Raw genomic sequence first — 25,530 nt, forward strand, 5'->3', positions numbered from 1 at the left:
CACCTGCGCGTGGCGGTCCGCGACATCCATGACGACACCCGGTCCAGGAACGACATGCCCGCGCCGAGCCAGTGACCAGCAGACACAGGAGTCCTCGATGAACAGCCATGACAAGACCGTTCTCGTTACCGGAGCCACTGGGAACCAGGGCGGCGCCACCGCCCGCCACCTGCTCGCTGACGGCTGGCAGGTCCGTGCCTTCGTCCGGGACGCCACCTCCCCGGCCGCCGTCGCCCTCGCGGCCGCCGGCGCCGACCTCGTCCCCGGCGACCTCGGCGACCCCACCTCGCTGATCGCGGCGGCACGCGACGCCTACGGTCTCTACAGCGTCCAGGCCGCCGGCCCCGGAGAGGTCACCCAGGGGGTGAACGTCGCGGACGCCGCCAAGGCTGCAGGCGTGCGGCACCTGGTCTACTCGTCGGTCGGCGGGATGATCGCGCAGAACCGCTACTACGTGGAGCACGGCTGGAACCCCATCAACAAGTGGCGGATCGAGCAGCACATTCACGACCTGGGCATCCCGGCGACGATCCTGCGCCCCGCCGCCTTCATGGAGGACTTCACCAGCCCGGCGAGGTTTTTCCAGGACGGCTCCCTCGCCGTGCCCTGGCACGACGGCCTCGCCATGCAACTGATCGCCATCGAGGACACCGGCGCCCTGGCCGCGCTGGCCTTCGCGGACCCGGCCACCCACCTCGGCCGGGCCATGGAGATCACCGGTGACCGGCTGACCACGCCGCAGATCGCCGCCGCGCTGAGTGCGGCCGCCGGCCGGCCGGTTCCGCGCACCCGCATCCGGCACGAGGTCCTGTGGGAGCACGACCCCGAGGTCGCCAAGGTCTACGCATGGGCGAACGAGACCTACTACGAGGCCGACCCCGGCGCCGTCCGCGGGGTGCACCCCGGACTCATGGACTTCCGCACCTGGCTGGAGCGCTCGGGCCGGGACCGGCTGCTGGCACAACTGGACGCCTGACGGCCCCGGCGCGACGTCGGGCCCGCGCCGGATCCGCACCCCGCCCGAACCCTCGTCGCCGCGAAGCGCCGTCGAGAACCTGCCTGGAGTGGCGTGACCAGGACCGACCCATCGAGAAAGGCAAGGACCCATCATGGGACAAGGCAACAGCGGCTTCTCCGAAGCGGGATCGCGCAGGCTGCACGACGTGCTGGCCGGGTACGTCGAGTCCAAGAAGATCCCTGGACTCGTCGCGCTGGTCGACCGTGGCGGCCACACGCACGTTGAGGCGCTCGGCACGATGCGGCACGAGGGCGGGGCGCCGATGCGCCGGGACACCGTGTTCCGGCTGGCGTCGGTGTCCAAGCCGATCACCACGGCGGCGGCGATGGTCCTGCTGGACGAGTGCCGGATACACCTGGACGACCTGGTCGAACAGTGGCTGCCGGAACTCGCCGACCGGCAGGTCCTGACGCGGCCCGACGCCGCGCTGGAGGACACCGTGCCCGCGCGGCGTCCGATCAGCGTGCGGGACCTGCTCACCTCCACCTTCGGCCTCGGCATGGATCTGACGTCGATCGATACCCCGCTCATGCAGGCCGTCTTCGAGCAGCGACTCGCCCCCGAAGGCACGGCGGCACCGGAGCCGGACGAGTTCATGCGACGCCTCGGCGCGCTCCCGCTGATGCACCAGCCCGGAGCGCAGTGGCAGTACCAGATCAGCAACGACGTCCTCGCCGTGCTGGTGTCCAGGGTCACGGGCCGGTCGTTCGAGACATTCCTGCGCGAACGCGTCCTCGACCCGCTAGGGATGAAGGACACCGGGTTCCACGTGCCCGCCGGCAAGATCGACCGGTTGCCTCCCGCCTACGTCCCCGACGCGCAGACCGGCGAGTTCACGGTCTGGGACGAGGCGGTGGGCGGGGCGTACAGCAAGCCGCCGGCGTTCCAGAGCGGCGCCGGTGGGCTGGTCTCCACCGTCGACGACACCCTCGCCTACTTCCGGATGCTGCTCGGCCACGGCAAGCACGGCAGCGAACGCGTCCTGTCCCGGCCCGCGGTCGAGTTGATGACCACCAACAGCCTCACCGCTGAGCAGAACGCCGCCCGCAATGCCCTGGCCCGTAACAGCGTCCACATCTCGTTCGGGCAGGGGCAGCACGGCGGCTGGGGATTCGGGATGGCGGTGCGGACCTACCGTGGTGACTACGCGCCCGTCGGCCAGTTCGGCTGGGACGGCGGCGCAGGCACAGCGGCCTTCGCCGACCCGGTCAACCAGCTCACCGGAGTCCTGTTCACCCAGGTAGGACTGTCCGTGCCGGATCCCGCACGACTCGTCCAGGACTTCTGGACCACCCTCTACCAGGCAATCGACGACTGAACCCACAGCCAGGACCAGCCAGGAGAGAGCGCCGGCCGCGCCTGGTCCACCGTCACCAGCCCGTACGGAACCGGAGGAACACCACCATGGCCGATCACGTCGGGGGCGCCGAGTCCGCCGGTCCGGAACCCGCTCTGCTCCCGCGGTTGGCGCCGACCGTCTCGGGCGTGTCCTCTCGGGCGATCTCCGCCCTGCTCGACCGTCTCGAGGCGTCGTGGGGCCGGCGTGACTCCCTCATGATCGTGCACCGAGGCCATGTCATCGCGGAGGGCTGGTGGGAGCCCTACACGGCCGAACGCCCGCACCTCCTCTACTCGCTGACCAAGTCGTTCACGTCGATGGCCGTGGGACTCGCGGTTGCCGACGGGCTGCTGGCGCTGGACGACCGAGTCGTGGACCTGCTGCCGGAGCACGTCCCGGCCGACGTCTCGGAACAGGGCCGTCGGATCACCGTCCACCACCTGCTGTCCATGACCGTGGGCATCCCCGAGGACAGCCTTGAGGGAGCCTGGGAGCGGGAACCGGGCGACCTGGTGAAGGGCTTCTTGCGGATGCCGTTCACGTTTCCCGAGGGGACGCGGCACACCTACGACAACGCGACGACCTTCCTCCTGGCCCGGATGGTGGAGCGGGTCACCGGCCGCGGCCTGCCGGAGTACCTCGACGAACGCCTGTTTCACCCGATGGGCATCGACCATGCCGAGTGGGACCGGGTGTCCAGCGGCGCGGCCTTCGGCTTCCACGGACTGCACCTCACCACCGAGGCCGTGGCCGCCTTCGGCCAACTCCTGCTGGACGGCGGCCGCTGGGGCGATCAGCAGCTCGTGCCACGCGAGTGGGTGGAGTCGGCGACCAGAAAGCACATCGACAGCGAGTGGGTTCTGGGCGGAACGAACCAGGACGACTTCGCCTTCGGCTACGGCTACCAGTTCTGGATGGCCCGTCACGGGTACGGCGGCCAGGGCTCCTACGGCCAGCAGTGCATCGTGGTTCCCGAGCACGACCTCGTCGTCGCCGTGACCGCCGAGGGCGAGGCTCAGCACGCGTACGAGGCCCTGTGGGAGTGCCTGCTGCCCGGCCTGGGCCACCCCGACACCGCCGAGGACGACGAGGCGCTCGCCGAACGGCTGCGCGGGCTGTCGCTGCCGATGGTCGAGGGTTCGGACGGCCCCGGGCGCTGGGCCGTCGTGAAGCTCGACGCGTCCGCCGAGGGCGCGGCCCTGCCCAACGGGACGAAGGTGGTTGTCGAACCCACCGGCGGCGGCTGGCTCGTGCGGTTCGAGCCGCTCCTCGACGTCGAGGTCGGCCACGGAGTCTGGCGCGAGAGCGCCCCGCTCGGCCGCCCGGTCGTGTCGGCCGGCGCCTGGCAGGAGGACGGTACGTTCGTCGCCGATCTCTACGTCATCACCACCCCGCACCGGGTCCGGCTGACTGTCGACCCTGTCGCGGGGACGGCGACGGCGGCCTGGAGCACCCCGCCCATGACCCGCCCCGATCTGACGCTGCATCTGCGGTCGCCGCTGATGACCCGGCCGGACGTGGAGTAACGACGACGGTCGGCGAGGGTCGAGCTGCTCGAGTTGCTGCAGGTGCTGTTGCGCTCGCCGGTGCGAGCGGCCTGCCCGCCCCTAGGCTGACGGCCCCCTTGACGGCACAGGCAGTGTCTTCGCAGGCTGAGGGTTGTCTTAACGGAGTTTCGCGGACACCAACCGGGACAACCCGCGGCGGCAAGTGCGGCTGTCGTTTCTCGGGTGATCAGGACGCCGACCGTAGGCCCCCTACTCCTTGACCGGGGTCGTGCCGTTCATGGCGAAGTGGGCGGAGCACTGCTCGTCGGAGCGGTTGCTCGCGTTCCAGACGCAGATCCACATCGTGTGGCCGACGTTGGAGACGGCGCTTGTCTTCTCGGCGCCCCAGTCGGCGTGGAAGGTGTACGCGAGGCCGTCGCTACGGTGCAGTGCGGCGCCGCAGCTCTGGCTCATGGAGGTGTTGAGCACGCCCGAGAGACTGCCGGAGCCGTTGTCGCGCAGCCAGGCGGAGCAGGTGGCGTTGTTGCCGACCCAGGAGGTGTCCGCCTCGGAGCCCTCGACCTGTGCCGGGTCGTCGCTGCCGTTGATGCCACTGATCGACGACGAGGTGACGCGGGGGGCGGCCGGTGCTGAGGACTTGGTGGTTCCGGTGGGGCGGGAGGGTAAGCGCGAGCCGGACGCGCTCGGCGGGGCGGTGGTGGGTGTGCCGGCCGGGGCGGCAGGGGTCGGTTTCCCGGACTTCGCGGTGTGCGAGGCCGAACGGCTCGGGTTCGCGGAGGCCGTCCGCGTCGTCCCTGCCACGGTCTCCTGGGTGGGCCCATGGGCGGCGCCGTCGTGCCGGGAATCGGACGGCATGAGTACGAACGCCGCGACGGCGCCGAGGGCGACCACCGCGCCGGCCGGGAGCAGGAGCCGGCGCGTGCGTGGACGGCGCGGTGACGCTGTGGGCGGGGGCGCGGTCCCGGGCGTCGGATCCGCGGCCAGGTCCGGCGGCGGTACGGTCTCCAGTTTGCTGACCGGAGTCGCGGCGAAGGCACGTCGCGCGGCGATGCGTGACATGACCTCGGAGGGCCAGGAGGGAGGCGGAGCGGGCAGGTGTGCGCGGGCCGCCTCCGCCACCTCGTCGGCGGTGGGGCGGCCCCCTGGGGCAGTCGCCAGACAGGACTCGATGACGGCGGCGAGATCGGCGTCCACGGCGCGCAGCGGCTCGACGTCCGGAACGACCCCCGGCGTTCGGCCCGAAGCCGCGTAGAGTGCGAGCGCCCCGAGCGAGTAGACGTCCGTGGGCGCGCCCACGTTCTCGTCCCCTGCCTGCTGTTCCGGCGCCGAGAATCCCTGCGTGCCGTAACTGCCGCCGCTCTTGGTCAGTCTCGCCTGGTCCGCCGCGCGGGCGATGCCGAAGTCGATCAGCTTCACGCCGTCCCGCACCAGCATGACGTTGCCCGGCTTGATGTCACGGTGCGCGATCTCCAAGGCGTGCACGGCCGACAGGCCGGTGGCCACCTCGGCCAGCAGCAGCCACAACGCCTCCGCGGGCAGCGGGCCGCGCAGCCGGACCGCCTCGTCCACGGTGAGTCCGGGCACGTATTCGGTGGCGAACCAGGGCCGCTCCGCGGTGCCGTCGCTCGCCAGTACCCGCGGGGACACCCCGGCCGGTACCCGGTAGAGGAAGCCGACCTCGCGTTCGAAGCGCTCGCCTGCGACCAACCGCGGCCGGACGCGCTTGACCGCGGCGTAGCCCTTGTCGGAGGCCCCGAGATAGACCTCGCCCATGCCGCCGACACCGAGCAGACCAATGATGTGGAAGCTGCCGATCTCCTGCGGATCGTCCGCGCCGAGCGGTTCGGCGATCGTGCTATCCGTCATCAACAGGTCCCCGACCGCTAGGGCCTGTCCGGCGGATCATGGCGCAGTCGCGGGGTCTGGCACGCCGATCTGCGGCGTTGTCGTCAATCACCATCGCTCCGCGATGCCTCAATCCTCCGCCTTGCATCTCGACGCACCAGACCCCGCTCGCCGGCACCGACTCATTCGCGGCCACCCGCATGCGCCACGATCCGCCGGACAGGCCCTAGCGCTCACGGCAGGCAGGCTATCGATCAAGTCGGGGCAAGGCAACAGGAGTTGGCGGCAAACGCACCTTTCCCCTTCGTGCACATGTGCGGGAGGACCGGTCCTCACGGCGCGCTCATACACTGACGCGAGCCGAGCCGGAGGTATGTGACATGGCGTACGGAAACTTCCCGCCCCAGATGCTGCCACCGGGCAGCCCCGCGGACCGGGTGCCCTCGGCCCCGCCGGGGACGATCTTCGTACTGGGGCCGGAGGGCGGGTACGCCGTGCCGCCGCGCCGGTACACGCTGCTGTTCGGCCGGGACCGCGATGACGTGCACGTGCCGGTCGGTATCGACGACCCGACCGTCAGCCGCCGCCACGGCGTGTTCACCTGCACGGCCGCCGACAGTGACTGGTGGCTGGTCAACACCGGGAATCTGCCCATCGAACTGCCCGACGGCGTGCTGATACTCACCGGCCACAAGCGGCTCGTCGAAGCCGGATACACCCCACTGGTGATCAACTCGTCCAAGCGGCGCTCCCATCTGGTGGAGGTGCGCGTCGTGGACGAGGACGACGGCAACCCGCGCTCCGCGAGCGGTGCGGAGACCGTGGATCCCGAGACGGTCTACGAACTCGCCCCGCAGGAACGGCTGGTGCTCACCGCGCTCGCCCGGCGCTACCTCGCGGGCCACGACGCCTTCCCGCTCCCGCTGGCCTGGGAGGACACGGCCCGGCTCGCCAATGCCTCCCCGTACGCGACCAAGTCCTGGACCCACAAGTCGGTGGCGAACACGGTCGAGGACGTGCGCGAACGGCTGCACCGCCGTGGTGTGCGCGGACTGCTGCGCGACGAGGTCGGCGAGCCGGTCGGCTCGACGCTCAGCGTCAACCTGATCAGGGAACTGCTGAAGACGGCGACGCTGAGTGCGCAGGACCTGGAGTTGCTGGCCGGCGAGGACTGAGCGCAGAAGGACCGAGTGGTGTGCACACCCTGTGCCCCGGCCGACTGGCGGCCGGGGCACACGGCGTTTCTCAGTCCTCCGGCTCAGCCGGCTCGGGCTCGGCCGCGGCGTGGTACGTGACATGCATCGTGCCGTGCTGCTGTGCGAAGACGGCCGCCCGATCCTGCGCCGTGCTCCGCTGCTGAGCCTCCGGCTGCGGTGGCTCGGCCTGATGCGTCGTATGCGTCACGTTGTTGTTGTCACCTACGACGAAGGTGCCGGAGACGTCCCCCGTGGTGATGTCTCCGTGAGTGGGTTCCGTGGGCATGTGCTGCCTTTCGTGGCTGGTGTCGAGGTCACGCGCCGCAGTCGGTCTGCAGGCTGTCCGACGCGGCGTTCATCGCCGAGGCCTCACTCGACGGGTCGACCTGGGAGTTCTCCGGGTCGCTCGCGTACGACTCGTATTCGCTCGTGAGCTCCTGAGTGGCCGTCAGCATGTCGTCGAGGTCCGATTCCACGGAGCTGTCCTCGGCTTCGTAGACGGCGTCCTGCAACGTGGACTCGACGGACCGCAGGTCGCTGATGACGGTGCCGACCTCGGAGCGCAGCGTGCTGTCGTCGGGGGGAGTGGACGTGGCGCCCGAGTTGTAGGAGTCCATGGCGCTGTTGTACGAGTCGATCGAGGCGGACGCGGTGGCGGAGTCGGTGGAGTACTGCTGGAGCCCCGAGGACAGGTCGGGGATCACGGTCGCGCACACGGGATCGACGCTGGGCGAGGTCGCCTCGGCAGGCGCGGTGTCGCCGGCGGGCACGTTGTCGTTGCCCAGGTACGGCGTACTGACGGCGCTCGGCGCGGCGGTCGGTGACGGGGTCGGCTGGTTGTTCGCGTAGACGATGGCGCCTACGCCCAGCACCGCGGCCGCGCCGATCGCGCACGCCGCGGCGAGTGCCGATGCTCCGCCCTTGGCGCCCGCCGCGCCGGCGGCGGTGGTCGCCGAATGGCCCGCGCCCGCCGCCTGTGTGGTGGTGCCCGTCGCCGATGTGGTGGTACTCGTGGCAGGGGTCGAATGGGCAACGGAGGTGTGCGCCGACGAGAGGTCGATCTGCTGAGGTACGGGTGTGGTGGGAGGCGCGGCGCTCGCGTGGGCGGCGACGTGCGGCTGCGTCGAAGCGGAGGACACATCGAACACCGGCCTCGCCGTGTGGGCGGCCGTCGTCGTGTGCCCGGCGGACGCGGTGGTGACCGGGTCCGGGAGGGGCGGCGGCACGTGGACCGGTCCGGGCGTCGTGGCCAACGCGTGGCCCGGCAGTCCGGCGTTCGACGCCGCGTTGGTCACCTGCTGGGCCACCGACTGCCCATGCAGCGCCGTGAGTTCATGCCACAGCACCCCCGCCTCAAGTACCAGGGCCGCAGTCATCGCGCCCCGCCCGAGCGCCTTCCGCCGGGTGCGGGCCTCGTGCAGGAAGAACTCCTCGTCCTCCTGGACCCCCGCGCTCCTCGCCGCCGCCCAGCCGACTCCGAGCAGGCTGCCCCACGCGTCGAACTGCCGGGACAGCGCCAGCTTCGGCGAGGCGGCACGGGCCAGAGCCACGCCGAGCCGCGGATGTCCGCTCCGCTCGGCACGCAGCACCGCCACGTCAAGGGCCTGGAAGTGCACCGCGACATCGTCGGCGGTGGTGTCGCCGGCCTCGACCCACGCGGTGAGCGTCCGGCAGAGCCGGTCGGCGGGATACTCCGTCCTGCGCGTGTCCAGCACGCACTCGGCCACATCCGGCGGACAGCTGTAGCCGGTCTCCGAGGCGAGCAGCAGGCCGTGCCGTACCAGGCCGTCGGCGAGCGCGCCGGCGTCCGTCCGGTCCAGCAGATCGTTGAGATGCCGGGGCGCCAACTCGGCGCCGGACAGCGAACCGAGCAGGTGCAGCAGGTCGCGCTCCCGCGGGCCGACCTTCTTCAGCAGCGCGGGAAGCAGTTCGGGAAGATCGGCCTTCCCGGGCAGGCCCTTGCCGGTCGCGGCCGACAGGGCGATGCGCCGCAGCCGGAGCGGGTTGCCGTCCACCGCGTCGCACAGGGCGTCCACGAGCGGCACCTCGTCGGGCCGCAGTTCACGCGAGAGCAGCGCCGACACCAACTCCGCCGCCGCCGCGGCCGTCAGCCCCTTGAGCCGGATCGCGTGCACGGCGTCGACCGTGGACTGTTCCTGCGCGGTGAAGACGAACGTGGACCGCTCGGCCATGTCGACGAGCCGGCGCAGCTCCTTCTCGGCGAGCCCCACGTCGTCCAGGTAGATCCGCAGCCGCAGCGTCTTCAGATGCTCCTTCAGCACCTCCCACGACGGCTTGTAGTTCGGCGCGTCGAAGCTGATGTCGAAGATCGCCTGCGCGATGTCGTCGGCCGTACGCCCGCCGGCCTCGATGTACGCGGCGCCGTCGTCGCCGTGCGCCATCGAGCAGGCGAGATGGCGCAGCAGCGCGCTCTTGCCGACCCCGGACGCACCCCAGATCTGCACCAACGGCCGCGCTGTGACTGCCTCTTGGAGGGTCCGCACGTCCCGCGCCCGGCCGATCAGCGGCTCGGCGGTGGAGCGTGGCAGCTGGGAGATCGACGGGCGCTTGACCGGATCCGGCAGCGTTCCCTCCAGGATGCTCACCGTGTTGTTGTTGCCGATGACCACCGTTCCGGACACGTCGCCGGTCCGGATACCTTCGGAACCGTCCGGAGCACCGTTGTTCTGAGACATCTGCTTCCCTCGTTCTCTCCCGCGCCAGGGTCTCGGCACCCGGACAGGCTGACGCCGACCCTTCGTGCGAACCCGGTGCTTTTACGTATTCGGCCGTATTCGGCGAGATCGCCGACGGTCAGGCGGGCCCGGCCGCCGCGGCGATCCGAGCGAGGTGATCCAGGTCGAGGATCGTGATCCTGCGGTAGCCGGTCGTGATGGCGCCGGACTCCCGAAGCGCCCGCAGGGCCTTGTGGATGGACGACTCCGCCGCGCCGACCAGGGTGGCCATCTCCGGCTGTGACAGCGGGAGTTGGGCATCACGCCGACCGGGACGCCCGTAGGTGACGGCCAGGTGGTGCAGGATCCTCGCCAGCCGTCCGAGCACGTCGCAACCGGTGAAGTCGACGATCCGGCCGGTCGCCGTACGCAGCTTGCCCACGACGCTCGCGCTGAGCGCGAGTCCGATGGTGGGGTGCTGTTTCGTGCACTCCAGCAACTCGGACCGGAGTATGTAGCGGGCCAGCACCCTGCCGCACGCGGTCACGGTGCCGACGCGTGGCCGGCCGTCGATCCCGGCGAACTCCCCGACCAGGTCCCCGGCCATCCGTACGGCCAGCAGCGCCTCGCGGCCGTCCTGTGCTCGCGCGGTGACCTTCACCATGCCGCCGAGCAGGAGCAGCGCGAAGTCCGAGGTGTCCGCCTCGCGGATGGTGATCTGTCCGGCCGGATAGGCCACGCCGTGGCCGAGCCCCATGAGGACTGTGCGGTCGGCCTCGTCGAGCCGGCCGAGTAACCCGGCCGGTGGCCAGTAGGCCGCGCCCCCGTGAACACGTGTGGTGCTCATCGCCCCACCTCTCTTCTTGGCGCGGCCGAAACCGCACAAGCCGTATTAGTAGCCGTTCCGCCCGGGGACCCCTCCTCTACGGTCTCGTCAATCATCTTGTCCACACCGGACGACCCGGACGACGGCAACTCGACCTCGAATTGCCGGAGTTCGCCGTGACGTGGAGGCGCAGTGAATCCGAGACGCGAGTCGAGATACGAGTACCGGGCCCTGCTGGCGTGCGACATCGCCGGCTCCGCGGGCCGCGGCGAGCGGCGGCTGCAGGAGATCCGCGGCACGCTGCGCTCCGCCCTCGCCGACGCCCTGGGCGCGGCGGAGCTGGACGCACGGGACTTCATCCGCGACGACACCGGCGACGGCTGCCGGCTCGTCGCACCGGCCCAACTGCCCAAGGCGGCCCTGCTGTTTCCGCTGCTCCCGGAGCTGGCCGTACGCATCCGTGCGCACAACCGGCGGGCCTGCGCGGACACCCGGCTACGGGTGCGGGTCGCGGTGCACGCGGGCGAGGTCCGGCTCGACCCGGACGGCACCGTCTCCGGCGCCCCCTTCGAGGCGCTGGCCCGGCTGCTCGACTCGGCCCCGCTCCGCCACGCGACCCTGACCGGCACCGGTGGCACCCCGTTGGCCGCGATCCTGTCGCACCACGTCCACGAGGAGACCGTCGGACACGGCCACGAGGGGCTCGAGGCCGACGCCTTCACCCCCACCGACGTGCGCGTCAAGGAGTACGCCGCGCGGGCCTGGCTCTGGTACCCGGGCAGCCCCATTGGGCCGCGGGCCGGCTCCGGCGAGCGGCCTGCGCCATCAGAGCGTCCCGTACAGCCCGAGCCACAGCCCGTCGAGCAGCTCGTCCGGGCCACGGGTCACGGGACGGTCTTCGCCGTGCACCGGGGTGACCAGCACATCCGCCACAACGACCGAGGTTGATACCCGCTGATGAACGAGGAACTCGCCGAGCTGGCCGCAAGCGGCGCCACCGCTCTGGTCGCCGCCATGGGCACGGATCTCTGGCAGGAGGCCAAGCAGTTGATGAGCCGCGTGCTCGCCCGGGCCCGCGGCAGCCGAGGCAACGAGCTGACCGTCGCGCTGGACCGGGCGTCGACCGCCACGAGGGGAGCGGTCGACGCCCGGGCCGAGGACTACTGGACCGAGGCCCTGTCCCAACTGCTCGACGGGAACCCGGATCTCGTACAGGACGTCAGGGCCCTGGCCTCGCTGCGCACTCCAGGAAGGCCGGGCAACGTGACCCAGCTCAATTTCGCGACCAACTCGGGTGAGGTGTACGCGGTGCAGAACGGCAGCCAGCACTTCGCGTCCGGGCCGGCGTCCCACGAGCGCGGGGAACGGCCGTGAGCCGGGCCGACGGCCGGCGCGGCGCGCTCATGGAAGGACGGTGGCGATTGGTGCTGTTCGCGGCCGTCGTCATCGGCGCCTTCTTCGAAGTCAGTGCGGAACACCGGCGGTTCGGCCCGCTGGTGGACGCCTTCGCCCTCGCTGCCGTGGGGGTGATCGGCGCGGCGGCCGTGCTGGGGTCCGAGCCCTCGGCGCGGTCGGCCGGACAGCGGGAGCGCCCCGCCCAGGAACCGCGGCCCGACGCGGCGCCTCCGATCTGCCGCTACGCCACCGGGCCCGCGACGCCCCAGCCCCAGCCCCCAAGACCCCGGCCCTTCCTGCGCGAGCGGCCGACCGATCTGAGCGTCCCCCGCTTCGGCGACGGCGCCCACGCCCAGGGCTACCGCTGGCTGCTGCCGGAGCGCACCGTACAGAACGGGATCGCCGCCGACGAGGCCACGGTCGGTGCCTTCACCCTCCGCGCGGCCTCCGTCATCGGGCCGGGCCACCGCTGCGCCGAACCCGCCGAGCCGCGCCAGGACTCCTACCGGATCGGTCGCAGCCGGGACAGCCGGTACGCGATCGTGGCCGTCGCCGACGGTCTGTCCAGCGCGGCCCGGTCCGACGCCGGGGCCACCACGGCCTCCAGCCAGGCCGTCACCCTGTTGCGCGAACAGCTCGAGACCGTGGGATTCGGCGGGCTCGACGCCAAGGAGCTGTACGGGCGGATCGCGCAGTCCATCGCCGCGCACGCGAGCGGCCGGGGCGTCGACACCGCGGACCTGGCCACCGTGCTGATCACCGCGGTGCTCGCCGAGCCGGACGCGAACGGTGTCGCGCAGGCCTGGATCGCGTGGCTGGGCGACAGTTCGGCCTGGACGCTCGACCCGCACGTCCCGTCGTGGCGGTTCGCCGCGGGCGAGGCCAAGGACCGCACGTCCGCCGTGGTCTCGAACGAGGTCGCCGGCCGACTGCCTGACACCCCGCAACTGGTCGGGGACGCCTACCTCCCGCTGGCTCCCGGCGCCGCCCTCGCCCTGGTCACGGACGGGATCGGCGACGCGTGGGCGGACCCTGCGGGCAACGTCAACGAGTACTTCGCGAACGCCTGGCGCGCGCCGGTGCCGGCCAGCCGGTTCACCGCCGACGTCGGCTTCGACGCACCGCAGTGCCTCGACGACCGCACCGCGGTCGTGACGTGGAACGGGGGCCGGGCATGACCGAATCCCCTCTCGTCGACGGAGCCGATGACAGTACCGGCACCGGCACCACCGGCAGTCCGGCGGCCGATCCGCGAGGCTGGGCGTTGCCACGAGCCGTGAGCGTCGGCGACCTCGGCCCGCTGGCCGAGCCGATCTCCGAACACAACGGCCAGGCCGTCGCCGTACGGCCGTTGACGGACCACCCGGGCTGGCTGGCCAAGCTCTACCGGCCGGACCAGCACCCGGAGGACGCCCAGCGGCTGGACCTGCTGATCTCGGCCCCGGACACGCTGCCGCCGGTAGAGAGCGCGCTCCTGTACACGGGCACGTGCTGGCCCGCGGCCCGGATCGAGGAGCCCGGCAATCCGGCCGTCGGCTGCGTGATCCCGATGGCGCCCGAGGAGTACCGCAGCGAGCTGCGGCGCGGCGCGTTCAGCGAGCGCCGCTTCGTGGAGATCGACTGGCTGGCGAAGTCCGACGCGTCGATCCGGGGCGTCGGACTGCCGTCCCCCGGCGCCGCGGGCAGGCTGGACGCCTGCCGCGAACTGGCGCTGCTTGCCACGATCTTGGAGGAGCTGGGCCTGGTCTACTCCGACTGGTCGTTCTCCAACGCCTTCTGGAACCCGGACCAGCACTCCGTCTACCTCATCGACGTCGACGGCTGCCGGCCCGCGAAGATGCCCGACATCCACCAGCCGAACTGGGCCGACCCACTCACACCGCCGGGTACCGACGCGGACGAGTACACCGACCGCTACCGGCTCGGACTGCTCGTCGCCAAGTGCATGACGGGCCTGCGTGACGCGCACACCTTCCACACCGTCGCCGCGTCCCCCTGGCCGAACCAGCCGGCCGTCTCCGAAGTACTGCTCGACATGTTGCTCGCGACCGACCGCGAGCGACGTCCCTCGGCCGCTCAGCTGAACCAGGCGCTGAACAGCGGCCCGTATCTCAGGACCACACCACGTCCGACACGCACCAAGCTGCCCCCGCTGCCTGCGCGGCCCAGGCCGCTCCCGGCTCCGCGACCGCCCGCCGCCGCTCAACAGCCCGCGAAGAAAGCCGACTCGACGCCGCCGAAACCGTCCGAGACCGGCATGCAGGTCGGCTGGGTCCTCGTCGTCGTCATCGCCGCGATCCTGCTGATCGTGATCGCCGCCAACCACTAGCTCAGAGGTGCACCATGTCACTCTGCCTGCCCACCTACGTAGTGATCGACGCGTCCTCGTCGATGAAGCAGCACGAGGCAGTGCTCAACGCGACCCTTGCCCGTCTGCACTACAACCTGGCGACGAATCCACGTGTCTCGGAGTTCGCCCGGGTCAGCGTCGTCGCCTTCTCCACCGATGTGCACGTGGTGATCCCGATGTCGGACATGGAACAGGTACCGGTCATGCCCGAGGTGATCTGCGGCGGCCGCACGGAGTACGGCAAGACCTTCGACCGGGTGCGGGAGTGCATCGAACAGGATGTCGGCAACCTGAGGATGCAGAACCTCGACGTGCTGCGGCCGACGGTCTTCTTCCTGACCGACGGAGTGCCGACCGATCCGCACTGGCGGGACCCGTTCCGCACACTCGTGGATCGGGACTGGCCGCGTCATCCGCACGTGATCGCCTACGGCTTCGGCGGCGCGAAGCGCGACGTACTGGAACAGGTGGCCACCAAGGCGCTGTTCATCGCCGATGGTTCGGACACCGAGTCGGCGCTCAGCGAAGCGATCACCGGTCTGCTCAACACCCTGATCGCCTCGTCGAAGAGCGGCCGGATGCAGATCGCCACCGACGTCAAGGGCTTCAACTACGTTGAGGTCGCCCAGGAGTACGTGGACTGATGACGGACATCGAATCGCGTGTCACGGCGAGCCGGCGGCGGCGTGCCTCCGCCGGACTCACCGCGCTGGCCGTGGTGCTGCTCGCCTGCGGCGCCACGGTCGAAGTGACGGGCAACCTCCTCGACACCCCGGGGAACGGGAGCGGAAGCGGCCCGCGCCCGGCGACGACCGTGCAGCCGAGCCACACCCGTTCCCGCGTCCCCGAGGCGCCGTCGCCGCACCGCCGGCTACCGGCCTCGCCCTCTCTTCCGCCCAGCCCTGCGGGCACCGCTACCGGTGGTCCGTTGAACGGGCGATAGAGAGGTCGAGGCGCGCGCCCAGTGGCGGCTACGAAAGACTCTGGGCCCGCTCCTCCGCCCACTGCCGCAGCAGCTTCTTGTCGGGCTTGCCCGCGTCTGTCAGGGGCAGCGCGTCCACGAAGGTGATGTGGGCCGGCTCGTACATCGCGCCGCGCTGTCCGCGCACCGCGGCCCGCAGCTCCTCCGCCTCCAGCGCGACGCCGGGCGCGGCGACGACCGCGGCGTGCACCTGCTCCATGCGGTCGGCGTCCCGGACGCCGAAGACGGCGCTCTGCAGCACCTTCGGGTGCGAGTTGAGCAGGTCCTCCAGCTCGGTGGTGTACACGTGACCGCCGACGACCACGATCATGTCCTTGAGCCGGTCGACGACGGTGATGTAGTTCTCCTCGTCGAGGAAGCCGATGTCACCGGTGTGCAGCCAGCCGTTCCGCAGTACCTCGGCGGTCAGCTCCGGCTGCTTCCAGTAGCCCGTCATCGTGCCCTCGGACCGGATGCAGATCTCGCCCAGCTCGCCGACCGGCAGGTCCTTGCCGTCGGTGTCGCGGATGGCGACCTCCACGCTCGGCAGCACCTTGCCCGCGGAGCGCATCCGCTCGGGCCGGTCCAGGTCGTGGTCCTCGGGGGTGAGCACGCTGATGCCGCCGGCCTCGTTCTGCCCGTAGAACTGCAGGAGTACGGGCCCGAAGCGGCGTACGGCGTCCGAGATCCGCGCGGGCGAGGCCTGGCAGCCGCCGTACGTCAGGCCGCGCAGGCTGCTCAGGTCGCGGCGCTCGGAGTCCGGGTGGTCGAGGAGCTGATAGACGAGCGGCGGCAGCAGGAACAGGTGCGTGATGCGCTCGCGCTCGATGGTGTCGAGCACCTCGCCCGCGTCGAAGTCGTCGTGCAGGACGACGGTGCCGCCGGCCTGGATGACGCCGTCCGCCAGCATGCCCGCGGCGTGCGCGAGGGTGGTGCACGCGAGCTGCCGGGGCGACTCCCGTTCCGAGGGGCTCGCTTGAGCCACCATCCGGCGCATCCGGTTGACCTGCGCGAAGGTGGTGACGATGCCCTTGGGGTGGCCCGTCGTACCGCCGGTGTGCCGGATGGTGCAGATGTCGTCGGGGCGGGCGCGGGACACGAACGGCTCGTCGGGCTGCTCGGTGGCGAGCGCCAGCAGGTCCTGACCGATCTCACGCTTGGACTCGCCCAGTACGAGAACGTGCCGTACGGGCGCGGCCTCGGTGATCTCCACGGCGCGGTCCGCGTAGTGCGGGTCGACGATCAGTACCTGGGTCTCGACGTCCTGAACGATCGCGGCCTGTACGTCGGCCGACAGCTTGTTGTAGAGGTGGTTGACCCGGCAGCCCACGAGGTTGGCGGCGTAGCGGGCCGCGATGGTCTCGGGCAGATTGCCGCTGAGCAGGGTGACGGTCGCGTCGCGCGTGACGCCTTGAGCGGCGATCGCGTGGGCCATGCGGTGTACCAGCGCCCGGAATTGACCTGCCGTCAGTCGCCGGTCCCCGTGGACCAGGACCTCGCGGTCCGGGTGGGCCGCCAGTATGTCGAGGTTGTCCTCGACGAAGGTGCGGAAGGGGCCCGATGTGTCGGACGCGGCGTCAGATATCACCAGGTCGTTCGAACTGCCTTCGGACGCCTGGGGTGTTGCGGGGGTGGGGGTGGGTGCGGATGCCTCGGCAGGCATGGATCGTCCTCCTGGGGCCACCGGCCCGCCTGTCTTCGTACGCGCCGGTGGTAGTGCTTTGTTGGGCGTGGGGGAGGCGGTCCGGAGCCGTCGGCGCATGACGCCGCGCCCGGCGCGAGTGGCACCCGCCCAGGAACATTGGTTGCCCCGGACAACCAAGATCCAGGCTAACTCCCCGCTTCTTCCGCACGCGCCTCGGGTTGCCCCGCACCCGCACGCTTGACTCCTTCTTTTCCTTTGCCCTTCCGGGATTTGACCTCTGTATCCCTCGGTACGTGCTGTCGCTTGAGGCCCTACGCCGACGGCCCCTGAGGTGAGCGGAGGACCAGCAGTGTGATCTCGCTGGGGGCGAAGACGCGGAAGGGTGGGCCCCAGAAGCCGGCGCCGCGGCTGGTGTAGAGGAGGGTGCGGGTGCCGTGGTGGCTCAGGCCGGCGAGGGCCGGCTGGTCGAGGCGGACCAGGTGGTGGAAGGGCCAGATCTGGCCGCCGTGGGTGTGGCCGGAGAGCTGGAGGTCGACGCCGTGGGCCGCCGCGCGGTCGATGAACTTGGGCTGGTGGGCGAGGAGGAGCACGGGGAGTTCGGGGTCGGCGCCTTCGAGGGCTCCGGCGAGGTGGGCGCGGTGGCCCGCGAGGCCGGAGGACTCCGCGGTGACATCGTCGACACCGGCGACCACGAGGGTGTCACCGCCGCGTTCGAGCAGGAGGTGGCGGTTGCGCAGTGGCTCCCAGCCCAGCTCGTCCATCAGGTCGACCCAGCCCTGGGCCTCGCTGTAGTACTCGTGGTTGCCGGTGACGTAGACGAGGGCCCGCGTCGCCCGCACGGTGCCCAGCGGGGCGGCCTGCGCGCGGCGGCGTTCGGCCGTGCCGTCCGCGATGTCGCCGGTGTGGCAGACCAGGTCGGCCTCCAGGGTGTTCACCGTGTCGCAAAGCCGCTGCGACCAGCGGGCGCGGTCGAGCGGACCGTAGTGGGTGTCGGTGATCAGGGCGACCCGGGTGCCGTCCAACCCGGCTCCCAGGCGCGGGAGTTGTACGTCGAGTCGGCGCACGCGCGGCACACGCCGGGCCTCGGCGTAGCCCCAGGCGAGCAGCACGGCGGATACGCCGAGGACGGCCCAGGTGACGATGCGCGCCCGGTCCTGGCCGTCGCCGACACCGGCCACGGTCAGGGCGAGCCGCAGCAGCACGCCGAGCAGCACGGACCATGTGAACAGGACCCAGGTGCCGCCCAGCAACGTGTCACCGACGATCGCCGCGCGGTCCTGCTGGCGCCGGCCGTGACCGCGCATCATCGCGAGTGGCATGACGATCAGGCCGAGGGCGAACAACGCGGTGCCGATCGGCGCCACGGGGAGCGGCCAGTGCTGACCGGCGTACAGGAGGACCCAGCACGGCACCGCCCACAGCAGAACGGGGGCGATCAGCGGGATGTAGCGCATCAGGCGCCGCAGCCGGCTCCGTGGAGCCTCCTGCGTTCCACTGGCTGTGCTGTCGGCGGATCGGGTGTCGCTGGTGTCGGTCACGCTGCCCCTCCTGAGGTTCTGTCCGGCGGAACCCCATTCTGCTCCGGCCTCGGCTTCCGCGGATTCCGGACAGCCCATTGTCCGCCGTCGCGGAAAGGGTGCGCACCGCGGCTCAGTCGCCGTCGACCGCGCCCTCCAGGAGCGCCAGGGCGTAGCGGGCGTGCTGGTCGCACAGGTCCTGCTTGGTCAGCCGGCCTTCCGGGCGGTACCACGTGGCGATGGTGGAGCACATCGCGAGGATGCTGCGCGCCGCGTCCCGCGGGTACGGGGTGGTGAAGGCGCCCGACGCGGCGCCCGCGGCGACCAACTCCTCGAAGATCTCCTGGTTGCGGTCGCGTTCGACGACCACCTGGGCGCGCTCCTCGCCCTCCAGGTGACGCACCTCGCTCAGCGCTATGAGCATGGCGGTCTGGTAGTCCGCCACAAAACTCACGTACGCGCGTACCGCCGCGCCCAGTTGCTCGGCCACCTCCTTGCCCGCGGTGTCCACCGCCGACGTCACCTGCGCGGACAGTAGCGCGTTGGCGCGGTTCAGGAGCTCGGCGAGCAGGCGGGCCTTGGACGGGAAGTAGTTGTAGAGGTTGGACAGGCTGGTGCCCGCGGCGCGGGCGATGTCCCGCATCGAGGTGCCGTTGAAGCCGCGCTCCGCGTACAGCCGCAGTGCGGCGCGGAGGATGGCCGCCTCATTGCCCCGGCCGGAGTCGCCGATCAGGTCCGGTACGGGAGAACGATCGTTCATGCGGGGAGGCTACGGGTCCCTCCGGGAATGGTCAACGCGCCTATGCGGGAAGGGGCAACGCGCCTTTTCGGGAAGGGGTAACGCGCCTATTGACGGGTCGACTTGTGCGCTGCTTCCCTACGCATGAACGTTCGTTCTTGTCGGAGCGGACGAGAGTTGGACGGAGGATGGATGGAGTCGCGCGTGGCAGCATCGCAACCGGCGGTCCGTACGCGGTCCCTGTACTTCGAGGACTTCCGGCCCGGCCAACGCTGGACCAGCGGTACGCGCCGGATCACCGCCGACGACCTGGCGGCGTTCACCGAACTCAGCGGTGACCGGCACCCGTTGCACACCGACCCCGAATGGGCGGCGCGGACACGCTTCGAACGGCCGGTCCTGCACGGGCCGTTCGGTATCGCGGCTTTCCTCGGATTCCTCCACGACATGGGCCTCGCGGGCGAATCCGTCATCGCCCTGCTCGACACCAACTGGCGCTATCTGAAGCCCTCGTACGTCGGTGACACCCTCCGGTGCACGGTCACCATCACCCGCTGTCGCCGCACATCCGACCCGCACCAGGGTGTGGTCCACCGGCACGTGGTCCTCGAGAACCAGCGCGGCGAGCGCGTCCAGGAGGGCACCAGCGCGGTCCTGGTCGGCGCCCGCGGCACCGGCCCCGACCCGGCCGCCCTCGCACCCGGAACCGTGGAGTGGGGGAGCGCCCTCGCGGAACTCCTCGCCCAGGACGAGCAGTTCACCGCCGCGACCGCTACTTGGGACGGCGCCATCGGACTCCGGTCGGGAGACAGCGAGGTGCAGTTGCGCGTCTACCTCGGCCGCATCATCGACGTCGCCCGCCGCACCCCGCACGGGCCGACCTTCACCCTTGCCGCCGACGAACTGACCTGGGCCGAGCTGCTCACAGGGGAACGCAACGATCTCGTCGCACGCATGATGCGTGGACAGTTCCACGCCACCGGCGACGCGTACGAGTACCTGCGCCTGACCAAGGTCCTGCACCTCATCACGGACGCGGCACGGGCACTGGTACGGGCCGAGGAGGCGCACGCATGAGCCGCATCCGGCACGAGGCCCGCTACCTGGAGATCGACGGAGTGCTCGGCTACGTAGAGGAGGTGTACGCCGACCGTGCGGAGGGCGGCACCCCCGTGCTCTGCCTGCACACGGCCGGGCAGAGCGGTGTGCAGTGGCGCCGCACCACCGAGGAGCTGGCCGCGCTCGGCTACCGCGTGATCGTCCCGGATCTGCCGGGACACGGCCGCTCCGAGCCCGCCCGCTCCGAGCCTGCCCGCTCCGAGCCTGCCCGCTTCGGCCCGGTCGAGGACCTGTCTCAGTACGCGGACTGGTGTCAACGCCTCATCGCCGCCCTTGAGTTGGAGCAGCCGTACGTCGTCGGGTGCTCCATCGGCGGAAAGATCGCACTCGACCTGGCGGTGCGGGCGGGGGCTGGACTGGCCGGAGCCGTCGTCCTGGCCGCCGAGGCCGGCCCCGGACGGGTCAACGTGGCAGGGCTCCGCCGCGAACTGCAGGATCTGGCGGCGCCCAGCCGCTCCGACCGGACGTACCTGGGCACCCTCGCGGTCGTCGGCTCCGCCGCGCCGCCCGCCACGGCCGAACTCATCGCCACCATGCACCGTCGCGAGGACCCCGCCGTCTCCGGCGCCGACCTCATCGGCTGGGGCACGCACGACGTACGGGACGCGCTCGGAGACACCCGCTGCCCCGTCCAACTGGTCGCGGGCGCCGACGACTTGTGGATCGACCCCGAACGGGTGCGACGGACGGCCGAGGCGCTGCCGCACGGGCGGTACGCCCTGCTGTCGGGCGTCGGCCACTACCCGATGGAGGAGCTCGACGGTTTCGCGGGGCTGCTCCACGGGTGGCTGCGGCAACTGTCAGGGGATCGCACACCGTCTCGCCGAACCGCACGGTGAAAGGACTTCGATGACCACGCTCACCGATCTGCTGTCCGGGCTCGTGGACCGCGACCCCGATGCCGTCCTCGCCATCGACGCGGGATCCGGTTCGGGCCAGGGCACGGCCGTCACCCGCCGGGAGTTCCAACTGCTCGTCGCGCGGCTGCACGCGGACCTCGCGGACGCCGGTGTCGGCCGCGGCGACTGTGTCGCGGTCTGGCTGCCGAACTGGTCGTCCGCGCTGGCCTGGCAGTTCGCCGCCGCCGGCCTCGGAGCCCACGTCGTCGGGGTCAACACCCGTTACAACGTGGACGAGTTGGTGCACGTACTGGACCGCGCCCGCCCGCAGGTGATCGCCCTCGCGCACGACTTCCACGGCCTCGACCTGGCTGGCATCCTCCGCCGCGCCCTGAACCGAGCCACCGCGCCCACTCCCGTGGTCGCCGTCGTCCCGGGCCCGGACGCGGCCCCGCCGGCCGACCCCCGCGCGTACGACATGGGCTCCGGCGCCTGGACGCCCCGCAGCACCACCGCGGACACCACCGCCGTGCCCGCGCCCACCGGGGACGAACTCACCGTCGCCTTCACCACCTCCGGCTCCACGGGCCGGCCCAAACTCGCCGCGCACCGCGAGTCCGCCGTCGTCGCCCACGCGTTGGCCGACGCCCGGGCCCTCGGTATCGAGGACGGCGACGTCGTCGGCTGCATCCTGCCGCTCTCCGGCACCTTCGGTTTCACCACCGCCATGGCCGCGATCGCGGGCGGCGCCGCCTGCCTGCTCGAACCCGTCTTCCAGGAGGACACGGCGCTCGCCGGTCTCGCCCGGCACGGGGCGACCCACCTCGTGGGCGGCGACGACATGGTCTCCCGGCTCGTCGACGCCTGGCGGCGCGAGCCGCGCGACCTCTCCCGGCTGCGCTGGCTCGGCATGGCCGACTTCCTCGGCCGGACCCGTGACATCGCGGCGTGGGCGCGGAAGGAGTTCGGTACACACACCTCCGGTGTGTACGGCTCCTCTGAGGTCTTCGCCCTCGCCCTGTGCTGGCCGACCGCCGAACCCGCGCCGCGCCGCTGGGTGGGCGGCGGCCATCCGGTGTCACCGGACATCGCCGTACGGGTGGTCGAACCGGAGACGGACGAGCCCGTACGGCCCGGCGTACAGGGCGAGTTGCAGTTTCGCGGCCCCAACGTCGTCGACGCCTACCTGGGCGATCCGGAGGCCGCCGAGCGTGCCTTCACCCCCGACGGATGGTTCCGCACCGGGGACCTGGCGACCCTCGCCGAGGACGGGGCCGTCGAGTACGTGTGCCGGATGGGCGACGTGCTGCGGCTGCGCGGCTTCCTCGTCGACCCGGCGGAGATCGAGCAGCGGCTGGCCGGGCACCCCGCCGTACGGACCGCGAAGGTCGTCGGCGCGCGCGGCACGGACGGTGCGCCGCAGGCGGTGGCCTTCGTCGTCCTCGACACACCCACCGAGCCCGAGGGCCTGCGGGAGTGGTGCGCGCAGGGCCTGGCCCGCTTCAAGGTCCCGGCGGCCGTGCACGTACTGGACCGCATGCCCACCACCTCGGGCACGAACGGCACGAAGATCCGGGCCGCCGCGCTCCGCGAACAGGCCCAGCAGCTCCTGAACCAGCAGCTCACGTCCCAGCAGCTCCCGTCCCAGCAGCTCCCGACAGGAGGCGACCAGCGGTGACCAGCAGCGGAACACGCGGCGGCAGAACGCACGGCAACGGAACGCACGGCAACGGGATGCGCCGGCTCGCCGGGGCGGCCGTGCTCTCCACAGCCCTGGAGTGGTTCGACTTCCTCATCTACGCCACCGCCGCGGCGCTCGTCCTCGGCGACCTGTTCTTCCCCTCCTTCAGCGACATCGCCGGAACCCTGGCCTCCTTCGCCACCTTCGCCGTCGGCTTCGTCGCGCGGCCGCTCGGCGGGATCGTCGCAGGCCACCTCGGTGACCGGTTCGGGCGCAAACCGCCGCTGGTGGGGGCGCTCGTGGTGATGGGCGTGGCGACGTTCGGTGTCGGTGTGCTCCCCACGTACGACACCGTGGGCATGTGGGCACCCGTACTGCTCGTGCTCCTGCGCCTGATCCAGGGGCTCGGCGTCGGCGCGCAGTGGGGCGGCGCCGCGCTGCTCCTCACCGAGCACGCGCCCGTGGAACGGCGCGGCTTCTACGGCAGTCTCGTCCAGACCGGCGCCATCATCGGCGCGGTCGCGGGCAACGCCGTGTTCCTCCTGCTCACCGCGACCCTGTCCGACTCGGCGTTCACCAGCTGGGGCTGGCGGATCCCCTTCGTGACCGGTCTCGCGCTGGTCGCCGTCGGCCTCTACGTACAGCTGAAGATCGAGGACTCGCCGGTCTTCCGGGCGATGCGCGACCAGTCCGCGCAGGCCGAGCACACCGCCGGGGTCCGCAAGTCTCCGCTGCGCCAGGCCCTACGGCACCACTGGCGGGCCATCCTCCAGGCCGCCGGTGCCTTCTTCGTCGTGAACGCCACGTTCTACATCCTGATCAGCGGCATGCTCGACTACGGCACCACGCACGCCGGCCTCTCCCGCACCACCACGCTGGTCTGCGTCCTGGGCGCCGGAGCCACCCAGATCGTCACCATCCCGCTCTTCGGCGCGCTCTCCGACCGCTGGTCCCGCCGCAAGCTGTACCTCACCGGCGCGGCGCTCATGGGCCTCTTCGCCTTCCCGCTGTTCTGGCTGATCGACACGGGTTCGGCGCCGCTGACCTTCGTCTCCCTGCTGATCGGCTTCACGATCCACGCCACGATGTACGGGCCGCAGGCCGCCCTGTACGCAGAGATGTTCCCGGCGGAGGTGCGCTACTCCGGCGCCTCCCTCGGCTACCAGACCGCGTCGGTGCTCGCCGGCGGCCTCGCCCCGTTCCTCATGACCGCGATGCTCGCCGCGACGGACTCGTCCTGGTCGGTCTCCGCGTACATCCTGTTGCTCTCGGTGCTGACCTTCGTCTCGGTCTACACGATCCGCGAGTCCTTCCGCCGCGACCTGTACGCGGCGGGGTCGCACCGCGTGGCGGAGCCCGCCCTGCGCCTCGACTGAGGTCGCGGGGCGGGATCGCGCGGCGGATCAGCGCAGGCCGGCGAAGAGGTCGTTCTCGGGTGTGGCCGCGCCGGTGGTGTCCTTGACGCGGACGAAGGTCTCCAGGCCCATCAGCTCGCCGAACCGCTCCTTGCCCATCTTGAGGAAGAAGATGTTCTCGCCCTGGCTGGCGTGCGCGGCCAGCGAGTCGAACTTCTGGCCGCTGAACGCGGTGGTGTCCACCCACGTGGTGATCTCGTCGTCCGGGAGGCCGATGTCGGCCAGCGCGGCGGCCTCGGCGGGGTCCGGCTCCGGCATGTCCTCATTGAACTCGCGCATGATCTCGCCGAACCGCCGCATCCCCGAGTGGGGCATCGTCGTCCAGTACACCTTCGGCGTGAAGTCGATCATTTCCAGGGCCGCCATGGTGATGCGGTGGGCCTGGATGTGGTCGGGGTGGCCGTAGAAGCCGTTCTCGTCGTAGGTGACGACCACATCGGGGCGGTAGTGGCGCATCAGCTCCGCGAGCCGGGCGGCGCCCACCTCCACGGGGGTCTGCCAGAAGGATTCGGGGGCCTCGTTGCTCGGCCAGCCGATCATCCCGGAGTCGGCGTAGTCGAGCGTCTCCAGGTCGCTGATCTTCAGGACCTCGGAGCTCGTCTCGAGCTCCTGGCGGCGCATCTTGACGACGGCCGCGGGATCGTGGCCGGGTTCGCCGGGCTTGACGCCTCCCGGCCCGTCACCGCAACCGCCGTCGGTACAGGTCACGAGCACCGTGCGGATGCCTTCCGCCGCGTACCGCGCGAGGACCCCTCCGGTGCTGGTGGCCTCGTCGTCGGGGTGGGCGTGCACGGCCATGAGCGTCAAGGGTCGTTCGGTCATGAAAGGGTCCTCCTGCGGAAACATGTCTGATCGGAGCGCGCGGTGGATGCGCCGCGCCCCTGGCTGGTGCAACCGCGCGGGACGGTCCCGCTGTTCCCGAGGCGGCCGATTCGGCCTTCCCGGCTTCGGTGTCGCGCGCTCAGGTCAGTTCCCCGGCGAGCAGGTCCATGAGCAGCCCGTCCTCCGGGACGCCCGTCCGATGGTTGCGCCAGTACGCCCGCATGATCCCGACGGGCTTGAAGCCGACCTTGGCGTAGCTGCGGATCGCGACGGTGTTGGCCGCGGCCGGGTCGATGGTCAGCCGGTGATGACCGCGCTCCCGCACGAGCCACCCGGCCAGCGTGCGCACCGCGTCGGTTCCCAGACCCTGCCCGTGGCACCGTGCCGTCAGGAAGATGTCGATGCCGGCGTGGCGGAACTCCGGCTCGTTCTCCTCGTCGTACTGGATCGCGCCGATGACCTCGCCCTCGAAGACGACGGCGAGCATGTCCGCGTAGTCGTCCGGGGGCGACCACCATGCCGCGACCTCCGGTTCGTGCACGATCTTGGTGAGGATCTCGTCGTCGCCGTCGGCCACGGGTCGCAGGAGGACCTTGTCCCCGTTCAGCTCCATGTACGGCATCCTCCCCCGGGGGGGCGC

The 25,530-nt window shown here is 71.2% G+C and carries 23 protein-coding genes; 14 read left to right on the forward strand and 9 right to left on the reverse strand.

The window, feature by feature from the left end:
* Window positions 1–97 precede the first annotated feature (97 nt).
* From ACIRHA_RS00955 to ACIRHA_RS00965, 3 genes are all read left to right on the forward strand, one after another.
* On the forward strand, window positions 98–976 hold the full coding sequence (locus ACIRHA_RS00955; protein ID WP_403838421.1) for an NmrA/HSCARG family protein: 879 nt from the start codon (window positions 98–100) through the stop codon (window positions 974–976).
* A gap of 133 nt (window positions 977–1,109) precedes the next feature.
* Window positions 1,110–2,336: a serine hydrolase domain-containing protein gene (locus ACIRHA_RS00960; protein ID WP_403838423.1), complete on the forward strand. Its 1,227-nt coding sequence runs from the start codon at window positions 1,110–1,112 to the stop codon at window positions 2,334–2,336.
* Window positions 2,337–2,422: 86 nt separating this feature from the next.
* Window positions 2,423–3,883 carry a serine hydrolase domain-containing protein gene (locus ACIRHA_RS00965; RefSeq protein WP_403838425.1) on the forward strand — a complete coding sequence of 487 codons (1,461 nt, stop codon included), beginning with the start codon at window positions 2,423–2,425 and terminating at the stop codon, window positions 3,881–3,883.
* Between the two features lie 231 nt (window positions 3,884–4,114).
* Here ACIRHA_RS00965 and ACIRHA_RS00970 read toward each other — a convergent pair whose 3' ends face one another.
* The gene (locus tag ACIRHA_RS00970) at window positions 4,115–5,731 is read right to left on the reverse strand and encodes a serine/threonine protein kinase (protein ID WP_403838427.1); all 1,617 of its coding nucleotides are present in this window, start codon (window positions 5,729–5,731) and stop codon (window positions 4,115–4,117) included.
* 359 nt (window positions 5,732–6,090) lie between these two features.
* Here ACIRHA_RS00970 and ACIRHA_RS00975 point away from each other — a divergent pair, with 359 nt between their 5' ends.
* The gene (locus tag ACIRHA_RS00975) at window positions 6,091–6,885 is read left to right on the forward strand and encodes an FHA domain-containing protein (protein ID WP_403838429.1); all 795 of its coding nucleotides are present in this window, start codon (window positions 6,091–6,093) and stop codon (window positions 6,883–6,885) included.
* 70 nt (window positions 6,886–6,955) lie between these two features.
* Here the strand turns inward: ACIRHA_RS00975 and ACIRHA_RS00980 are convergent, their stop codons facing one another.
* From ACIRHA_RS00980 to ACIRHA_RS00990, 3 genes are all read right to left on the reverse strand, one after another.
* Window positions 6,956–7,192 (reverse strand): hypothetical protein, encoded by a 237-nt coding sequence (locus tag ACIRHA_RS00980; RefSeq protein ID WP_403838430.1) that lies wholly within the window; start codon window positions 7,190–7,192, stop codon window positions 6,956–6,958.
* A gap of 28 nt (window positions 7,193–7,220) precedes the next feature.
* On the reverse strand, window positions 7,221–9,602 hold the full coding sequence (locus ACIRHA_RS00985) for an ATP-binding protein (RefSeq protein WP_403838432.1): 2,382 nt from the start codon (window positions 9,600–9,602) through the stop codon (window positions 7,221–7,223).
* Between the two features lie 118 nt (window positions 9,603–9,720).
* Window positions 9,721–10,428 (reverse strand): Crp/Fnr family transcriptional regulator, encoded by a 708-nt coding sequence (locus tag ACIRHA_RS00990; protein ID WP_403838434.1) that lies wholly within the window; start codon window positions 10,426–10,428, stop codon window positions 9,721–9,723.
* 171 nt (window positions 10,429–10,599) lie between these two features.
* Between ACIRHA_RS00990 and ACIRHA_RS00995 the strand changes: the two genes are divergently transcribed.
* From ACIRHA_RS00995 to ACIRHA_RS01020, 6 genes are read left to right on the forward strand one after another with little or no spacing between them, the layout of a single operon-like run.
* On the forward strand, window positions 10,600–11,355 hold the full coding sequence (locus tag ACIRHA_RS00995; RefSeq protein ID WP_403838436.1) for a hypothetical protein: 756 nt from the start codon (window positions 10,600–10,602) through the stop codon (window positions 11,353–11,355).
* A gap of 9 nt (window positions 11,356–11,364) precedes the next feature.
* Window positions 11,365–11,781, forward strand: coding sequence for a hypothetical protein (locus tag ACIRHA_RS01000; RefSeq protein WP_403838438.1), 417 nt, complete (start codon window positions 11,365–11,367; stop codon window positions 11,779–11,781).
* Window positions 11,778–12,980: a protein phosphatase 2C domain-containing protein gene (locus tag ACIRHA_RS01005; RefSeq protein ID WP_403838440.1), complete on the forward strand. Its 1,203-nt coding sequence runs from the start codon at window positions 11,778–11,780 to the stop codon at window positions 12,978–12,980. Before ACIRHA_RS01000 ends, ACIRHA_RS01005 begins: the two co-directional genes overlap by 4 nt.
* Complete coding sequence (locus ACIRHA_RS01010; RefSeq protein ID WP_403838442.1) at window positions 12,977–14,131, forward strand: hypothetical protein; 1,155 nt, start codon at window positions 12,977–12,979, stop codon at window positions 14,129–14,131. Before ACIRHA_RS01005 ends, ACIRHA_RS01010 begins: the two co-directional genes overlap by 4 nt.
* A gap of 14 nt (window positions 14,132–14,145) precedes the next feature.
* Window positions 14,146–14,796, forward strand: a complete 651-nt coding sequence (locus ACIRHA_RS01015; protein ID WP_403838444.1) for a VWA domain-containing protein — start codon at window positions 14,146–14,148, stop codon at window positions 14,794–14,796.
* Window positions 14,796–15,095, forward strand: coding sequence for a hypothetical protein (locus ACIRHA_RS01020; protein ID WP_403838446.1), 300 nt, complete (start codon window positions 14,796–14,798; stop codon window positions 15,093–15,095). The genes ACIRHA_RS01015 and ACIRHA_RS01020 overlap by 1 nt, the downstream gene beginning before the upstream one ends.
* A 28-nt stretch (window positions 15,096–15,123) precedes the next feature.
* Here ACIRHA_RS01020 and ACIRHA_RS01025 read toward each other — a convergent pair whose 3' ends face one another.
* From ACIRHA_RS01025 to ACIRHA_RS01035, 3 genes are all read right to left on the reverse strand, one after another.
* Window positions 15,124–16,776, reverse strand: coding sequence for an AMP-binding protein (locus tag ACIRHA_RS01025; RefSeq protein ID WP_403838448.1), 1,653 nt, complete (start codon window positions 16,774–16,776; stop codon window positions 15,124–15,126).
* Window positions 16,777–17,069: 293 nt separating this feature from the next.
* Entirely contained in the window at window positions 17,070–18,296 is a 1,227-nt protein-coding gene (locus tag ACIRHA_RS01030; RefSeq protein ID WP_403838450.1) for a metallophosphoesterase, read from the reverse strand.
* Between the two features lie 112 nt (window positions 18,297–18,408).
* On the reverse strand, window positions 18,409–19,035 hold the full coding sequence (locus ACIRHA_RS01035; protein WP_403838452.1) for a TetR/AcrR family transcriptional regulator: 627 nt from the start codon (window positions 19,033–19,035) through the stop codon (window positions 18,409–18,411).
* Between the two features lie 183 nt (window positions 19,036–19,218).
* Here ACIRHA_RS01035 and ACIRHA_RS01040 point away from each other — a divergent pair, with 183 nt between their 5' ends.
* From ACIRHA_RS01040 to ACIRHA_RS01055, 4 genes are read left to right on the forward strand one after another with little or no spacing between them, the layout of a single operon-like run.
* On the forward strand, window positions 19,219–20,091 hold the full coding sequence (locus tag ACIRHA_RS01040; RefSeq protein ID WP_403838454.1) for a MaoC/PaaZ C-terminal domain-containing protein: 873 nt from the start codon (window positions 19,219–19,221) through the stop codon (window positions 20,089–20,091).
* Window positions 20,088–20,972 (forward strand): alpha/beta fold hydrolase, encoded by an 885-nt coding sequence (locus tag ACIRHA_RS01045; RefSeq protein WP_403838456.1) that lies wholly within the window; start codon window positions 20,088–20,090, stop codon window positions 20,970–20,972. The genes ACIRHA_RS01040 and ACIRHA_RS01045 overlap by 4 nt, the downstream gene beginning before the upstream one ends.
* Before the next feature lie 10 nt (window positions 20,973–20,982).
* A complete protein-coding gene (locus ACIRHA_RS01050) occupies window positions 20,983–22,650 on the forward strand; it encodes an AMP-binding protein (protein WP_403838458.1) in 1,668 nt (555 codons plus the stop codon).
* Window positions 22,647–24,029 carry an MFS transporter gene (locus ACIRHA_RS01055; protein WP_403838460.1) on the forward strand — a complete coding sequence of 461 codons (1,383 nt, stop codon included), beginning with the start codon at window positions 22,647–22,649 and terminating at the stop codon, window positions 24,027–24,029. The genes ACIRHA_RS01050 and ACIRHA_RS01055 overlap by 4 nt, the downstream gene beginning before the upstream one ends.
* 27 nt (window positions 24,030–24,056) lie before the next feature.
* On the opposite strand, the gene ACIRHA_RS01060 is transcribed toward ACIRHA_RS01055, so the two are convergent.
* Together ACIRHA_RS01060 and aac(6') are read right to left on the reverse strand one after the other, a co-directional pair.
* Window positions 24,057–24,890, reverse strand: coding sequence for a PIG-L family deacetylase (locus ACIRHA_RS01060; RefSeq protein WP_403838462.1), 834 nt, complete (start codon window positions 24,888–24,890; stop codon window positions 24,057–24,059).
* Window positions 24,891–25,029: 139 nt separating this feature from the next.
* Window positions 25,030–25,503, reverse strand: coding sequence for an aminoglycoside 6'-N-acetyltransferase (aac(6'), locus tag ACIRHA_RS01065; RefSeq protein ID WP_403838464.1), 474 nt, complete (start codon window positions 25,501–25,503; stop codon window positions 25,030–25,032).
* Between the last annotated feature and the right edge of the window lie 27 nt (window positions 25,504–25,530).

The organism is Streptomyces sp. NPDC102360, from assembly GCF_044766085.1.
In the GTDB taxonomy this organism is placed as follows: Bacteria; Actinomycetota; Actinomycetes; order Streptomycetales; family Streptomycetaceae; genus Streptomyces.

Bases quoted from the DNA above. Each gene is read 5' to 3' on its own strand.
- ACIRHA_RS00985 (WP_403838432.1), bottom strand. From the start codon at position 9,602: ATGTCTCAGAACAACGGTGCTCCGGACGGTTCCGAAGGTATCCGGACC.
- ACIRHA_RS01035 (WP_403838452.1), bottom strand. From the start codon at position 19,035: ATGAACGATCGTTCTCCCGTACCGGACCTGATCGGCGACTCCGGCCGG.
- ACIRHA_RS01060 (WP_403838462.1), bottom strand. From the start codon at position 24,890: ATGACCGAACGACCCTTGACGCTCATGGCCGTGCACGCCCACCCCGAC.
- ACIRHA_RS00965 (WP_403838425.1), top strand. From the start codon at position 2,423: ATGGCCGATCACGTCGGGGGCGCCGAGTCCGCCGGTCCGGAACCCGCT.
- ACIRHA_RS00960 (WP_403838423.1), top strand. From the start codon at position 1,110: ATGGGACAAGGCAACAGCGGCTTCTCCGAAGCGGGATCGCGCAGGCTG.
- ACIRHA_RS00975 (WP_403838429.1), top strand. From the start codon at position 6,091: ATGGCGTACGGAAACTTCCCGCCCCAGATGCTGCCACCGGGCAGCCCC.
- ACIRHA_RS01045 (WP_403838456.1), top strand. From the start codon at position 20,088: ATGAGCCGCATCCGGCACGAGGCCCGCTACCTGGAGATCGACGGAGTG.
- ACIRHA_RS01020 (WP_403838446.1), top strand. From the start codon at position 14,796: ATGACGGACATCGAATCGCGTGTCACGGCGAGCCGGCGGCGGCGTGCC.
- ACIRHA_RS00970 (WP_403838427.1), bottom strand. From the start codon at position 5,731: ATGACGGATAGCACGATCGCCGAACCGCTCGGCGCGGACGATCCGCAG.
- ACIRHA_RS00990 (WP_403838434.1), bottom strand. From the start codon at position 10,428: ATGAGCACCACACGTGTTCACGGGGGCGCGGCCTACTGGCCACCGGCC.
- ACIRHA_RS01000 (WP_403838438.1), top strand. From the start codon at position 11,365: ATGAACGAGGAACTCGCCGAGCTGGCCGCAAGCGGCGCCACCGCTCTG.
- ACIRHA_RS01050 (WP_403838458.1), top strand. From the start codon at position 20,983: ATGACCACGCTCACCGATCTGCTGTCCGGGCTCGTGGACCGCGACCCC.
- ACIRHA_RS00980 (WP_403838430.1), bottom strand. From the start codon at position 7,192: ATGCCCACGGAACCCACTCACGGAGACATCACCACGGGGGACGTCTCC.
- ACIRHA_RS01025 (WP_403838448.1), bottom strand. From the start codon at position 16,776: ATGCCTGCCGAGGCATCCGCACCCACCCCCACCCCCGCAACACCCCAG.
- ACIRHA_RS01010 (WP_403838442.1), top strand. From the start codon at position 12,977: ATGACCGAATCCCCTCTCGTCGACGGAGCCGATGACAGTACCGGCACC.
- ACIRHA_RS01015 (WP_403838444.1), top strand. From the start codon at position 14,146: ATGTCACTCTGCCTGCCCACCTACGTAGTGATCGACGCGTCCTCGTCG.
- ACIRHA_RS00955 (WP_403838421.1), top strand. From the start codon at position 98: ATGAACAGCCATGACAAGACCGTTCTCGTTACCGGAGCCACTGGGAAC.